At 73.6% G+C, this 13,440-nt stretch carries 16 protein-coding genes; 9 read left to right on the top strand and 7 right to left on the bottom strand.

Annotation, left to right across the window (positions count from 1 at the left end; all coding sequences use genetic code 11):
• Positions 1 to 24: 24 nt before the first annotated feature.
• The 4 genes from OO60_RS29325 to OO60_RS29310 all read right to left on the bottom strand — a co-directional run bounded on the left by OO60_RS29325 (position 25) and on the right by OO60_RS29310 (position 3,361).
• A complete protein-coding gene (locus OO60_RS29325) occupies positions 25 to 621 on the bottom strand; it encodes a hypothetical protein (RefSeq protein ID WP_033262539.1) in 597 nt (198 codons plus the stop codon).
• A gap of 112 nt (positions 622 to 733) precedes the next feature.
• The gene (locus OO60_RS29320; protein WP_033262538.1) at positions 734 to 1,747 is read right to left on the bottom strand and encodes an aminotransferase class V-fold PLP-dependent enzyme; all 1,014 of its coding nucleotides are present in this window, start codon (positions 1,745 to 1,747) and stop codon (positions 734 to 736) included.
• A 41-nt stretch (positions 1,748 to 1,788) separates the two neighbouring features.
• Positions 1,789 to 2,553: an isocitrate lyase/PEP mutase family protein gene (locus OO60_RS29315; protein WP_033262537.1), complete on the bottom strand. Its 765-nt coding sequence runs from the start codon at positions 2,551 to 2,553 to the stop codon at positions 1,789 to 1,791.
• Positions 2,554 to 2,710: 157 nt separating this feature from the next.
• Entirely contained in the window at positions 2,711 to 3,361 is a 651-nt protein-coding gene (locus OO60_RS29310; protein WP_033262536.1) for a GOLPH3/VPS74 family protein, read from the bottom strand.
• 231 nt (positions 3,362 to 3,592) lie between these two features.
• On the opposite strand from OO60_RS29310, the gene OO60_RS29305 reads away from it, so the two are divergent.
• Both OO60_RS29305 and OO60_RS29300 read left to right on the top strand, forming a co-directional pair.
• Positions 3,593 to 4,828, top strand: coding sequence for a sensor histidine kinase (locus OO60_RS29305; RefSeq protein ID WP_004561140.1), 1,236 nt, complete (start codon positions 3,593 to 3,595; stop codon positions 4,826 to 4,828).
• Entirely contained in the window at positions 4,803 to 5,453 is a 651-nt protein-coding gene (locus OO60_RS29300; protein WP_004561141.1) for a response regulator, read from the top strand. The genes OO60_RS29305 and OO60_RS29300 overlap by 26 nt, the downstream gene beginning before the upstream one ends.
• On the opposite strand, the gene OO60_RS29295 is transcribed toward OO60_RS29300, so the two are convergent.
• From OO60_RS29295 to OO60_RS29285, 3 genes are all read right to left on the bottom strand, one after another.
• The gene (locus tag OO60_RS29295) at positions 5,450 to 6,157 is read right to left on the bottom strand and encodes a M50 family metallopeptidase (RefSeq protein WP_004561142.1); all 708 of its coding nucleotides are present in this window, start codon (positions 6,155 to 6,157) and stop codon (positions 5,450 to 5,452) included. The genes OO60_RS29300 and OO60_RS29295 overlap by 4 nt on opposite strands.
• 80 nt (positions 6,158 to 6,237) lie before the next feature.
• Positions 6,238 to 6,609 (bottom strand): winged helix-turn-helix transcriptional regulator, encoded by a 372-nt coding sequence (locus OO60_RS29290; protein ID WP_004561143.1) that lies wholly within the window; start codon positions 6,607 to 6,609, stop codon positions 6,238 to 6,240.
• Between the two features lie 40 nt (positions 6,610 to 6,649).
• Positions 6,650 to 7,072, bottom strand: a complete 423-nt coding sequence (locus OO60_RS29285) for an SRPBCC family protein (protein ID WP_033262535.1) — start codon at positions 7,070 to 7,072, stop codon at positions 6,650 to 6,652.
• A 23-nt stretch (positions 7,073 to 7,095) separates the two neighbouring features.
• On the opposite strand from OO60_RS29285, the gene OO60_RS29280 reads away from it, so the two are divergent.
• From OO60_RS29280 to OO60_RS29250, 7 genes are all read left to right on the top strand, one after another.
• Positions 7,096 to 7,626 carry a TetR/AcrR family transcriptional regulator gene (locus tag OO60_RS29280; RefSeq protein WP_004561145.1) on the top strand — a complete coding sequence of 177 codons (531 nt, stop codon included), beginning with the start codon at positions 7,096 to 7,098 and terminating at the stop codon, positions 7,624 to 7,626.
• Between the two features lie 12 nt (positions 7,627 to 7,638).
• Positions 7,639 to 9,384, top strand: a complete 1,746-nt coding sequence (locus tag OO60_RS29275; RefSeq protein WP_033262534.1) for a CocE/NonD family hydrolase — start codon at positions 7,639 to 7,641, stop codon at positions 9,382 to 9,384.
• Between the two features lie 69 nt (positions 9,385 to 9,453).
• Positions 9,454 to 9,858: a hypothetical protein gene (locus tag OO60_RS29270; protein WP_004561146.1), complete on the top strand. Its 405-nt coding sequence runs from the start codon at positions 9,454 to 9,456 to the stop codon at positions 9,856 to 9,858.
• A complete protein-coding gene (locus OO60_RS29265) occupies positions 9,855 to 10,052 on the top strand; it encodes a hypothetical protein (protein WP_004561147.1) in 198 nt (65 codons plus the stop codon). The genes OO60_RS29270 and OO60_RS29265 overlap by 4 nt, the downstream gene beginning before the upstream one ends.
• 45 nt (positions 10,053 to 10,097) lie before the next feature.
• Positions 10,098 to 10,784 carry a response regulator transcription factor gene (locus OO60_RS29260; protein ID WP_004561148.1) on the top strand — a complete coding sequence of 229 codons (687 nt, stop codon included), beginning with the start codon at positions 10,098 to 10,100 and terminating at the stop codon, positions 10,782 to 10,784.
• Entirely contained in the window at positions 10,781 to 12,163 is a 1,383-nt protein-coding gene (locus OO60_RS29255; RefSeq protein ID WP_033262533.1) for a sensor histidine kinase, read from the top strand. Before OO60_RS29260 ends, OO60_RS29255 begins: the two co-directional genes overlap by 4 nt.
• A gap of 314 nt (positions 12,164 to 12,477) precedes the next feature.
• The gene (locus OO60_RS29250; RefSeq protein WP_003056795.1) at positions 12,478 to 13,383 is read left to right on the top strand and encodes a LysR family transcriptional regulator; all 906 of its coding nucleotides are present in this window, start codon (positions 12,478 to 12,480) and stop codon (positions 13,381 to 13,383) included.
• The last annotated feature ends 57 nt before the right edge of the window (positions 13,384 to 13,440 follow it).

The raw sequence follows: 13,440 nt of genomic DNA, 5'->3' as shown, positions 1-13,440 counted from the left end.
CTTACCACTCACGACCCGGGGTGCTCAGGAGTGGAGGTCGGCGGCGAGGCGGAGTGCGTCGTCGGCGATCTTCTCGATCAGGGCCTTGTCCTTGTGCTTGGCGTAGAAGTCGGCCAGCACGATCGTCGTGTTCGTGCCCTCCACCTTCGACGCGTACGCCGCGTCCTTGCCGCTCACGCTCGGCGTGCCGGTGCCCGCGAACGTCTTGTCCTTGACCAGGTCCGTGACGTTGCCGGTGCCGTCCCGCTCGGTCAGCGTCTTGAGCGCCCGCGCCTTCGACGAGTCGGGCATGCCGACCACCACCACGGACACCAGGGCCTTTGCGCCGCCCGACTCCGTCGTGTACAGCGCGCGGACCAGCGACTGGCACGGGTTGTCCCGGAAGAAGTCCTGGGTCTTGTTGTAGGACTTCTCGACGCAGTCGTCGGACTTCTCCGGCCCGGCGACCTTGGTGAACTGGAACTGCCCGGTGTTCTGCGCCGGCGGCTGCGCGACCGGCTCGTCCGGTGTCGAGTCGTGCCGGATCAGGAACCAGAGCAGCCCGGAGACGACGGCGATCGCGACCAGCCCGGCGCCCCTGAGCAGCAGGGAGCGGGTGTCGCGCGCCGGCGGCCCCGGCACGGGCGGGCGGGGCTGCGGGGGAACCGCGCCCAGCGGGGCCGTGTCGGACGGGCCTGGGGTGAAATGCGCACCAACCACGGGGCCATACGGTAGTTCACCCGCGATCCGCGGTTCACCCGAACGCGGGTAAAAGCTGTTCTACGTCGTCAGCGGTGTTGTAGAGGTGGAAGCCGACCCGCACCCGGCCGCCGCGGACGCTCGAGACGATCCCGGCTTCGGCGACCCGCGCCGGGTCGGCGGCGAGCGACACGATCGGGGTGCCGCGCGGGGGCAGCCCCAGCTTCTCCAGCAGCGTGTCCGCCAGCCCGGTGTTGTGCGCCTGGACCTGGGCGAGGTCGAGGCCGGCGAAGTACTCCAGGGCCGCCGCCGAGCCGACCTGGGCCAGCCAGACGGGTGAGAGGTCGAACGCGCGGGCGTCACCGGCCAGGCGCAGCGGGAGGCCGTAGACCGTGGCCCACGGGTCCTCCCCCGCGTACCAGTTCGCCGCGACCGCGCGGGTGCGCTCCTGCGCGTCCGGCCGCACCGCGAGCCACGCGCCGCCGCGCGGCGCGCAGAGCCACTTGTAGCTCGCGCCGACCACCCAGTCGGCCCAGGCGACGTCCAGCGGGAGCCAGCCGGCCGCCTGGGTCGCGTCCAGCAGCACCGCCGCCCCGGCGGCCCCGGCCGCGGCCCGCAGCGCCGGGAGGTCGGCGATCCGGCCGTCGGCGGACTGGACGACGCTCACCGCGACGACGTCGTGGCCCTCGACCCGCGACGGCAGCACGGCCAGGGGCACCTCGGTCACCGTGACGCCGGGGTTCGCCGCGAAGGGGAACGTCACGCTGGTGAAGTCGCCTTCGGCGGCGAGCACGCGGGTGCCGGCGGGCAGCGCCGCGGCGACGTTGGCGATGAGCTGCGAAACCGACGCGCCGCTGGCGACCCGCGCGGGTTCGACGCCGAGCAGGCGGGCGAACCCGGCCCGCGCCCGCGTGACGTACTCGTCGAACTCGCCCGGCCGGGTCGCCCCGGTCCGCCACCGTTCCACCGATTCCGCCACGGCCGCGGCCACCGGCGCGGGCGGGATGCCCACGCTGGGCGTGTTCAGGTAGCCGGGCGGGGCGGCGAAGTCGGTTCCGAAGGCGCGCATGCCTACAGGCAAGCAGATCCGGCCGGGCCGGTTCACCCGATTTACGGCAGCAGGGCGGCGACTTCGGCGTAGCTCGGCGGGCTCAGCGGCAGGTCGAGGCCGTCGCGCACGGCCAGCGCGGTCCCGGCGGCGGCCGCGAGGGCCATCCGGTACGGGAGCGAGCCGAGGCTGACCCGCGCGACGCCCAGCTCCGCCAGCCCGGCCAGGGTGACCCGGCCCGGCAGGAAGAGCAGGTTGAGCGGCAGGCCGGCGGCGACGATCCGCTCGACGTCACCCGGCTCGGCGAGGCCGGGCACGAAGACGCCGTCCGCGCCCGCCGCCGCGTACGCGCGGACCCGGCGTTCGGCTTCGGCGATCGAGCGGTCGCCCGCCCAGTGCGTGTCGGTCCGGGCGTTGACGAACAGGTCCGGCACCCGGTCCTTCACCGCCTTGACCAGCGCACACTGGACCTCGACCGCGGCGAGCGAGCCGTCGGCGCGGCCGTCCTCGAGGTTGACGCCGACCGCGCCGGCGGCCGCCAGTTCCGCCGCGAGGTCGGCGACGGCGGCCGGGTCCGCGCTGAAGCCGTCGGCGACGTCGACGCTGACGAGCACGTCCAGCCGCGCGAGGCGGGTGGCGAGGGCGACGGTCGCCTCGCGCGTCGACGGTGCGCCGTCGGGCTCCCCCGCCGCCGCGGAGACGCCGAGGCTGGTCGTGCCCAGGGCGCGGAAGCCCTGCGCGGCGAGGAAGGCACCGACGCCGAACTCCCACGCGTTCGGCAGCAGCAGCGGGGAGCCGGGGACGTGCAGGGCACGGAATTCGTCCATGCCCCGAACCTAGGGCGGCGACGCTTCGGCGCACACCGAACCCAGCCGGACGACACGCGCACCGGAACGGACGACACGCGTACCTGGACGGACGACACGGCCGGGGCGAGTCCGGTCCGGCGTGTCGTCCGCGTGGGTACGCGTGTCGTCCGGTTGGTCAGCCTCCGCCGCCCGAGGCGGCTGCGACGTAGGCCGTGCGGGCCGACTTGAGCTCGCGGATCACCTTGTGCAGGGCCGGGGCCGCCGCGCCCGCCTGGTCGGCCAGCCGGGCCAGGCGGTCCCGGTGGCGGCGGCGCTCGCCGCGCGGGAGGACCGCGTTCAGCTCGGCCGCGGCCGCCAGTGCCGTCAGGGCCGCGACGTCGGCCGGCACCGGGGCGTCGCTGCGCAGCGCCGACGCCACCTCGTCGCGCAGCGCGGCCGCCGTCGCCGCGTCGCGGACCGCCGGGCGGCGGCGCGGGAACAGCCCCAGCACGCGGGACGTCCGGAGGGTGATCACGCCCGCCGCGTCGAGCTGGGCCTCCAGGGACTGCAGCGTCCCGCGGGCGCCGCGGCGCACCCACGCGCGCCACTTCCGGTGCGGTTCGGCGGCGAGCTCGGCGAGCAGGTCGTCGAGCACCAGGTGGCCGGTGCCGGCGGCGCCGCGGGCCACCGGGCGGCCCGCCGCGTCCGCGACCAGCCCGCGCAGCACCAGGTCCGTCAACGCCGCCGCGCGGACCAGCAGCGCGACGCGGTCGCGGTCCGGCAGCCGGTCGCGCCGGGTGTCGCACGCCAGCAGGTAGGCCCGGCCGGGCAACGACAGCTCAGTCATCCCATTCCCCTCTCGGCAGACCGGGACCCGCCGGCGCCGGGCAGGGAAGCGACGCCGGCGGGCACCGTACGCACGGCGGATGCCGGGGACATCCGCCGTCTCCCTCTCACCGCGTGGCTCCAGTCCACCGGTTCCGGGGTCACCGGCGATACCCGACGAGGAGGGTGATCACGTGCAACTTTGGTTGCACGAGGCGGGGCGGCGGCCGGGTGGCACGGTTACCGTGACCACGTGACCATCGCCCGGCGGCCGCTCTGGCCGAGCCGCTCCGACGGCGCCTGGCTGATCGGCGCCGCGCTCGCGTTCGCCGGGCTGAACACCCTCTTCTACGTCCTCGGCGACCGGACCACGGGCGCGTGGGGCCCGGCGGCCGGGCTGGTCCTGCAGGTCGCCTGCGACCTCACGCTGGTGCTGTTCTTCCGGTTCCCCGGGCCGGTGTGCGCGTTCGTCACCGCGGCGGCGGCCGCCATGCTCGCGGCCGACACCTTCGCGCCCGGCCTGCTCGTGCCCGTGCACCCGCTCGCGCTGACGACGGTCCCGACGATCACCCCGGTGATCCTGTCCCAGTCGGCGCGGGTGCTGGACCGGCGGACCGTGCTGTGGGTGGCCGGTGTGCTGGCCGTGATCGCCGCGCGGCCGTGGACGCCGAGCTGGGCGACGACGCCGTTCGGCCTGCTCAGCACCGCGCTGCCGGCGCTGGTGTCGCTGTACTTCGAGGCCCGGCGGCAGCTGCTGCAGTCGCTGCGCGACCGGGCGGAACGCGCCGAGCGGGAGCAGCACCTGCTCGCCGAGCAGGCCCGCGCGGCGGAACGGCGCCGGCTCGCCGGCGAGATGCACGACGTCGTCACGCACCGGCTCAGCCTGATGGTGCTGCACGCCGGCGCGCTCGGCGTGACGTCCCCCGATCCTGGGGTGCGCACGGCGGCCGAGGACATCCGCCGCGAAGGCGCGCTGGCGCTGGACGAACTGCGGGACCTGGTCGGCGTCCTCCGCAACGGGATCGAGACCGGGCCGCGGACGCTCAGCCCGGAAGAGCCGGGCGACCCGGCCCGGCTGGTCGAGGAGTCCCGGTCGGTCGGGGTGCCGACGGACCTGGCGGTGGACGGCGATCCGGCGCAGGTGTCGCCGACCGTCGCGCGCACCGCCTACCGCTTGGTGCAGGAGGCGTTGACGAACGTGCGCAAGCACGCGCCGGGCGCGTCGGCGAAGGTCTCCCTGCGTTACCACCCCGGTGGTCTGGACGTCTCGGTGGACAGCACGGCGGCGGCGCGGCCGCCCGACCCGGCGCTGACGGGCAGCGGTTCCGGGGCCGGGCTGGCGGGCCTGCGGCAGCGCGTCGAACTGGTCGGCGGCCGCTTCGACGCGGGCCCGGCACCCGGCGGCGGGTTCCGGGTCGGTGCGATACTGCCCGCCTACGTCCCGACAGCGGAAGGCACGCACTGTGATCCCGGTGCTCGTGGTCGATGACGAGCCGATGGTGTGCGCGCACCTGCGCACGATCCTGGGCTCGGCGGCCGACATCGAGGTCGTCGCGCAGGCGGGCGACGGCGCCGAAGCCGTCGAGGCCGTGGTCCGGCACCGCCCGCGCGTGGTGCTGATGGACCTGCGGATGCCGGGCGTGGACGGGCTGACGGCGATCGCGCGGATCACGGCGCTGCCCGACCCGCCGGCGGTGGTCGCGCTGACGACGTTCGACGCGGACACCTACGTGATCCGGGCCCTGCGCGCGGGCGCGGCGGGGTTCCTGGTGAAGTCGACGCCGCCGGAGGACCTGATCGGCCTGGTCCGGGTGGCCGCGGACGGCCACACGGTGCTTTCGCCGTCGGCCGCCCGCCGCCTGGTCGCGTTGTCCTCGGACAGCCGGGAACGCGGCGAAGACGCCCGCCGCCGCATCGCCGGCCTCACCGAACGCGAGCGGGACGTGCTGGCCTGCCTCGGTTCCGGACTGTCCAATGCGGACACGGCGGCCAAGCTGCACCTGGCCGAGGCGACGGTGAAGAGCTACGTCTCGCGCATGCTCGTCAAGCTGGACTGCACCAACCGGACGCAGGCGGGACTGCTGGCCCACGAGGCGGGTTTGGTGGCCCGCTAGGGGAACAGCAGCGGAGCGGCGTGCCAGATGGCCCAGCCGTTGAGCAGGAACCACCCGCCGATCCACAGCGGCGACGGCATCTTGGTCTGCTTGGCCAGCAAGGCGGCATCGTCGGTGTGGCCGCGGAAGCCCTTCGAGCGGCGGTTCGAGACGAGGACTTGCACACCGCTCAGTTCACTGGTCAGCAGCAGCCAGGCTTCGGTGTACGCGACGGCGGTGCGCAGCCAGGCCGGGGCGTAGCGCAGGGCCGAGTACACGACCGCCCCCACCACGATGATCAGGACGAAGGTGCGCGGGTCCCTGGCGAGCAGCAGGAGGAACACCATCGCCACGAGGGTCAGCACGAGCACGGCGGAGACGTGCCCGCGGTGCAGGAGAGCGGCGGCCCCGAGCCCGGCCAGTGGCGGCATCGCGTAGCCGGCGGCGGAGACCAGGACCGTGCCCAGGCCCGCATGACCGTGCGAAAGCGTGGCACCGCCTTCGGCGCTGTCGATCTCGACGCGGCGGACATCCCCGCCCACCAGCATCGCCACCAGCGCGTGCCCACCTTCGTGGAACAGCGTGCCCAGCACGTTGGCGTTGCGCAGGAGGCTCCGCCGGCCGCTGGGTGGGGTGACGATCGAGACCAGCGTCACCGCGAAGGCGAACAACGCGGTGAGGGCGACGACTCCCCAGCTGGGTGCGGGCACGGTCTCGCTGAGCACGGCGACAGTGTCCCTGCGAGCGGCCCGGCAGAACCCGTACTGCGACGGTTTGTCCAGGAGCTGTCAACTGGACGCGCGTCTCACGCGGACGCGGGCGTGTGCTCCGCGTCGTAGGCGTCCCGCGCCTCCTGGACCGACGCCATGTGCCGCCGCGCCCAGCGGTCGAGCATCTCCAGTGGCTCCGACAGGTTGCGGCCCAGCGAGGTCAGCTCGTACTCGACCTTCGGCGGGATCGTCGGGTACGCCGTGCGGTCGAGGATGCCGTCGCGGACCAGGCTGCGCAGCGTCTGCGTCAGGACCTTCTGAGAGATGCCGTCGACGCGGCGGCCGATTTCGGTGAACCGCAGCGGGCCGCCGGAGAGCGCGCCGACGATCAGCACCGTCCACTGGTCGCCGATGCGGTCGAGCAGCTGGCGGGTCGGGCAGTTGCGGTCGTACGGATCGGGTCCCACGGCACACTCCCTCGCTTTCCCCGGGAGAGTAACACGCCGTTCAGGCGGTGGCCGCCAATCCCGCGGCCACCCGCTTGACGAAGGAGCCGAGGAACCACCGGTAGAACCAGCCGGTGCCGGGGATCTTCGGCGTGAACGTCGAATGCCAGTGGATGTCGGTGCCGCCGTCCCGCGGGGCGAGGTCGACGTAGGCGACGTAGTCCCGCAGCGGCAGGCCGTGTTCCAGCGCGTAGCCGAACCGGCGGCCGGGCTCGAGCGCGACGATCTTCTCGTACGACCGGACGCCGCCGGTCTTGAACAGCCGGATCGCACCGAGGCCCTCCGGCTCGTCCGCCCCCTCGTGGACCAGCTCGAACGACCCCAACGGGGACCACGTCGGCCAGCTGGCGCCGTCCCGCAGCAGGGCATACACGGCGTCGGGCGAGGCGGCCGCCCTGGCGTGCACCGAGATTCTTTGTACCATTTGGTACGTGTACCATCTGGTACATGATCGGCACAAGCCCGCGCGCGAAGCTGCTCGACGCGGCGATCGACCACATCGCCCGCCACGGCGGCGCGGACCGGAGCCTGCGGGCGCTGGCCGCGGACCTCGGCACCAGCCACCGCATGCTGATCTACCACTTCGGTTCGAAGGAGGGCCTGCTCACGGCGGTGGCGCGGGAGGTCGAGGCCCGCCAGCGCGCCGCGCTCGCCGATCTCGACCCGGCGGACTTCTGGCGCCGGCTCACCGACGATGACCTGCGCGCCAACGAAAAGCTGTTCTTCCAGCTCTACGGCCAGGCGCTCGGTGGCGCCCCGGGCACGGCGGAGTTCCTCGACGGCGTGATCGACGACTGGCTCGGCCCCATCGAAGCCCGGCTCGCCCAGCTCGGCGTCCCGGCGGCCGACCGGCCCGCCCACGCCCGGCTCGGGCTCGCCGTCACCCGCGGGCTGCTGCTCGACCTCGTCACGACGGGCGACCGCGAAGCCGTCGACGCCGCCATGGAGAAGTTCCTGGCGATGTACGAAAAACCGTGATCCCCTGTCCGGATGCGACTGATACTGGGGTTCTTGGCCGCGTTGCTCACGACCGCGGGGCTCGCGCCCGCCGCGGTCGCCGCGGAAAGCCGGCCGGTCTACTCCTACGCCGACGCGATCCGCGAGACGGCGTGGGTGGAGACCGGCACCGACAACGACCACGACGGCAAGCCCGACCGCGTGGCCGCCGACGTCATCCGGCCGGCCGCGCGCGTGCGCGTCCCGGTGATCCTCGACGTCAGCCCGTACTACGCGTGCTGCGGCCGGGGCAACGAGCTGCAGAAGAAGACGTACGCGCCGGACGGCACCCCGGTGCAGTTCCCGCTGTTCTACGACAACTACTTCGTGCCGCGCGGCTACGCGGTCGTGCTGGCCGACGTCGGCGGGACGAACCGGTCGTCCGGCTGCTTCGACGACGTCGGCTCCGGCACCGCGGTCGTGAACTGGCTGAACGGGCGGGCGAAGGCCTTCGACGCCCCCGGCGGCGGCCGTCCGGTGCGCGCCGACTGGGCCACCGGGAATGTCGGCGCGATCGGCAAGTCGCAGGACGGCGCGACCGCGATCGGGATGGCCGCCTCGGGCGTCGCCGGGCTGAAGACGATCGTCCCGATCGAAGGCGTCGCGGACAACTACGCCCAGCTCGTCGCGAACGGCGCACCCCTGGCCACGCCGGAGAACACCGGGTCGTCGTTCACCTACAACGAGCGCGCCGCCGAGCTGTGCAAGCCGTTCGAGGCGGACCTCAAGGCGCGCGCGGGCACCAACGGCGACTACACCGCCTACTGGCAGAGCGTGCACTACGTCCCCCGCCCCGGGCAGGCGAGCGTGCTCGTCGCGCAGGGCTTCGGGGACTGGGTCGTCGCGCCCGGCCAGTTCGCCGGCTACTGGGACGCGCTGGGCCGGGCCGGCGTCCCGCGCAAGGCGTGGCTGAGCCAGGCCGGCCACACCGACCCCTTCGACCTGCAGCGAACGCAGTGGGTCGAGACCCTGCACAGCTGGTTCGACCGCTGGCTGCTCGGGCTGCACAACGGCGTCGAGCGCGAGCCCGCCGTGCACCTCGAAACCGCACCGGACCGCTGGACCGACGTCCGGACCTGGCCGCCCGCCACGCTCCCGACGACGTTGCGGCCCTCGGGGGACGGCACGCTGGGCCTGCGCGGCTCCGGGACGGCGACCGTCGCCGACGATCCCGCCCGCACTCGCGAGGACTGGGCGAACGGCGTGGGAGCCGCGCGGTTCACCGGGGCTCCCCTGCCGGCGGCGGTGCGGATCGCCGGAACGCCGTCGGTGACGGTCACGGTGTCGTCGGACAAGAGCGCCGCCCGGATCGGGGTCGCGCTCGTCGACTACGGCCCGGCGCAGCTGCGCAACACCGCGGAGTACGGCAGCGGCGTGCGGAACCTGGCGACGCGCTCGTGCTGGGGTTCGAGCACCGGCGGGGACAGCGCGTGCTTCCTCGACACGGCCGCCGACGTCGGCTCCGCCGACCACCGGATCATCGCGGCCGGCTGGGCGGACCTCGGGCACCACGCGTCGCTGCGGCACGGCGAGCCGCTCGTCCCGGGCCGGGCGTACCCGATGACGTTCGGCCTCACCGCGCTCGACCACGTCGTCCCGGCCGGGCACCGGCTCGGGCTGCTGCTCGGCGGTACCGACGGGCTGCTGTTCGACCCGGCGTTGCCGGCTTACGGCGACACGCTGACGTTCGACCTCGCGCGGACGTCGGTCAGCCTCGGCCTTACAAAGCCCGAACACTAGGCGGACGCCCTCCGAACACCGCCCGGCCAGAGTTCTCCTCGTACCCCGGAACGGATACGAGGAGAAACGATGCGAGGAACCACCTGGACGCGGCTGGCACTGGCGGGCGGCGCGAGCGCGGCCTGCCTGCTCGTGGCGGCGCCGCTGGCCTCGGCCCAGACCACGTCGCCGGCGCCGGTCGCGCCGATCACGCTCAGCCCCGAGGAGTCGCAGCAGGTCTGCTCGGACTGGGTCCCGAAGCTGCAGAAGAAGGCCGACAACCTGAAGCAGCGGATCAACGGCGGCGCCGAGGTCAAGGGCTCGGTCGCCAACCTGAAGGCGCGGGCGGCCGACCAGCGGGCGGCCGGGCACACCGCGCGCGCCGACCAGCTCGACCAGCGCGCCACCAAGCGGCAGGGCCGCATCGGCGAGCTGGACGCGGCCAAGCAGAAGCTCGACGCGTTCGCGTCCGCGCACTGCAAGCCGGCCAAGTGAGGGGCGCGAGGGTCGCGGCAGCGGTCGGGGCCGCCGCGCTCATCGCGCTCGGCTGCTCGGCCTGCCGCGACAACCTGATGGGCTCGCCTTCCGACAGCACGCCGTCGTCGGTCTCGCCGTCCGGCGAACTGAGCGGGATCGAGTCGACACTCAACGGCATCGAGTCCGACATGAACAGCGATGGCTCGCCCTGACCGGCTAGCGTCTCCCCGTCAGTGACGGCGGAGACGGGAGCAGGCATGGGGTCACCGGGACGCGGCCTCGTCCTCGTGGTCGAGGACGAGGCCGCGATCGCCGAGCTGGCGGCGATGTACCTCAAGCGCGACGGCTTCGGCGTGCACGTCGAGGCTGACGGCGGCCGGGCGCTGGACGCCGTCCGGCGGCTCAAGCCGGTGGCGGTCGTGCTCGACATCGGACTGTCCGGAATGGACGGCATCGAGATCTGCAAGGCGCTGCGCGCGGCCGGGGACTGGACGCCGGTGCTGTTCGTCACCGCCCGCGACGACGAGCTCGACCGGCTGCTCGGCCTGGAGATCGGCGCGGACGACTACCTGACCAAGCCGTTCAGCCCGCGGGAGCTCGCCGCCCGGGTGCGGACCGTGCTGCGCCGCGCTTCCGGCGTGGCCCCGGCCGCGGAGACGTTCGCCGTCGGTGGCGCGCGCGTCGACGTCACCTCCCGGCGGGCGTGGGCGGGTGACGCCGAGATTTCCCTGACTTCGACGGAGTTCGATCTCCTCACGCACCTGCTCCGGCACCCGGGGCAGGTGCTTTCGCGCGACCAGCTGCTCAGCGCGGTGTGGGGCTACGCCGCGGCGGCGGGGACGCGCACGGTCGACGTCCACGTGGCTCAGCTGCGGGCGAAGCTCGGGGCGTCGAGCCCGATCCGGACGGTGCGGGGCATCGGCTACGCGGCGGACCCGGCATGAGGTTCCGGGGCTCCCTGGCCGGGCGGATCACGCTGGTCTGCCTGGCCGTCGCGGGGGTCGCGGTGATCGTGGCGGGGCTGGTCGCGTCCCGGCTGATCCGGACCACGGCGGACAACGCGCTGCAGTCGTCGCTGGCCGCGCAGGCCGACGTCGTCGCTTCGCAGCTGGACGAAACGGGCATCGGCAACCGGCTGGGCGTCGGCAAGGTGGCCGACGTCGTGCGCGGGCAGGGCATCTCGGTCGTGGTCCGGCGCGCGGGCGGGCAGCCGCTCGGCGACGGCGTCGCCGTGCAGGCCGCCGGGAAGCTCGGGCTGGCGGCGGACCACTCGGGGCGCGTCACGGTGGCGGGGTCGCAGTACCTCGTCGAGACGCGGGTGGTCGGGCCGCGCGGGGCGGCGTTCGCGCTGGTCCTGCCCGCGCGGAACGCCGAAGCGACGCAACGGGCGCTGGTGCGCAACATCCTGCTGGCGCTGGGGATCGGGCTGGTGGTGGCGGCGTTCGCGGGCTTCGTCTCCGGGCGGCTGCTGGGCCGTCCGCTGCGCCGGGCCGCGCTGGCCGCGGGATCGTTGCGGGCGGGCCGGCGGGACGTGCGGGTGCCGGTGCAGGGGCCGCGCGAGGTGGCGGAGGTGGCCGGGTCGCTGAACTCGCTGGCCGACGCGCTGGCCGTCAGCGAGGCGCGGCAGCGGGAGTTCCTGCTGTCGGTGTCGCACGAACTGCGGACGCCCCTGACGGCGGTGACGGGCTTCGCGGAGGCGATCGCGGACGGCGTCGCGTCGGGGCCCGACGCGGTCCGGGCCGGGCAGACGATCCAGCGCGAGGCGGGGCGGCTTTCGCGGCTGGTCGAGGACCTGCTGGAGCTGGCCCGGCTGGGGGCCGACGAGTTCCGGCTGGACGTCGCTTCGCTGGACATGGCGGCGTTGGTGCGCGACTGCGCGGAGGTGTGGCAGCTGCGGTGCGCCCGGGAGGACGTCTCGCTGGCCGTCTCGGCACCTCCGTCGCCGGTCCTGGTGGCGGCGGACGCGCGCCGGCTGCGTCAGGTCGTCGACGGCCTGGCGGAGAACGCCCTGCGGGTCACGCCCGCGGGGGCACCGATGGTGTTCGCGCTCTCGTCCGACGGGGCCTCGGCGTCCCTGTCGGTCCGCGACGGCGGCCCGGGCCTGGCGCCGGAGGACTACCCGGTGGCGTTCGAGCGCGGGGTGCTGAACGCGCGGTACCGCGACCGCCGCCCGGTCGGCTCCGGCATCGGCCTGGCCCTGGTCCACGGCCTGGTCACCCGCATGGGCGGCACCCTCACCGCCGGCCCGGCCCCCGAAGGCGGGGCGGCGTTCACCCTCACGTTCCCCCTGACCCCCACCACCGTCCCCCTCCCCCACGCGTGATGCCCCGCCAATCACGCGAGATCGCTCCCCAATCACGCGAGATACGCCCCCAATCACGTGAGTTCCGTCTCCAGTCACGCGAGGCCGGGTCTTGGTCACGCCCAACCGACCCTCCAGGTACGCGAGTCGTCCGTCCAGGTACGCGAGTCGTCCCCTTGGGTACGCGCCGGTCCGGGTACACGGGACTCGCGTGATCGGGGCCGGAACTCGCGTGATTGAAAGCGGAACTCGCGTGATCCGAGAGGCATCTCACGTGATCCGGGAGGCATCTCGTGTGATTGGAGGGGCATCACGGGGGTGGCTAGGGTTGGGGGGTGGAGATGCTGCACCTGCGTTACTTCGTCGCGGTCGCCGAGGAGCTGAACTTCTCCGCTGCCGCGCGGAAGCTGCACATGGCCGCGTCTCCGCTCAGCCAGCGGATCAAGGACCTCGAACACGAACTCGGGCAGCAGCTGTTCGACCGCAGCACCCACCACGTCACCCTGACCGACGCCGGGGCCGCGCTGCTTCCCCTGGCCCGGGACGTCCTCGAGCGGGTCGGCGCCATTCCCTGGAAGCTGCGGGAGGCGACCACGCCGCAGCGCAGCACCGTCTTCCTCGGCATGCCCGCCGGCGTGCATCCCGACCTGCGGGAACGCGTCAACGCCCTGGCCGAGCGGGTCCGCGGCACGTACGAGCTCAAGCGCTGGCCCGGCACCACCGCCGACCTCGTGCAGGGCGTGCACGACGGCAAGCTCGCCCTCACCCTCGCGCGGCTGCCGGTCACCGATCCCGCGCTGGAGCAGCTGCCCGTGATGACCGAACGGCTGGGGGCCGTCGTGCCCGCCGACCTGTTCGCCGGGCGGGACTCCGTTTCCCTCGCCGAGCTGACCGAGTTCCCGTACGTCGCCTCACCAGGGGAAATCGTCCCCGCCTATTTCGAGCAGCTCGACCACCAATTGAACGAGCTCGGCGTCAAGAAACGTATCCGGCTGAGCAACACCGGCTACGGCGGGACGTCGGAAATCATTTCCAGTGGCGAAGCCTTCTCCATTTCCATGCTCGACGACAAGAGCCCGATGCACGGCTACCGGCTCGACAACGTCATCGTTCTGCCGTTCACCGACTTCCGTCCCCAGTTGGACACCGGCCTGCTCTGGCGGCGCGATCGCACCGACGGCGACCTGCGTGACCTCGTCGACGCCGCAAAAGCGATCTTCGCCGAGCCGCTCAGCAGCTGAAACAATGGTATGACCAGCAGAGTCATACCATTGTTCGCATCATGATCATTCCCTTTC

The organism is Amycolatopsis vancoresmycina (assembly GCF_000716785.1).
Lineage (GTDB): Bacteria > Actinomycetota > Actinomycetes > Mycobacteriales > Pseudonocardiaceae > Amycolatopsis > Amycolatopsis vancoresmycina.
This window is presented reverse-complemented; position numbering and strand designations above follow the sequence as displayed.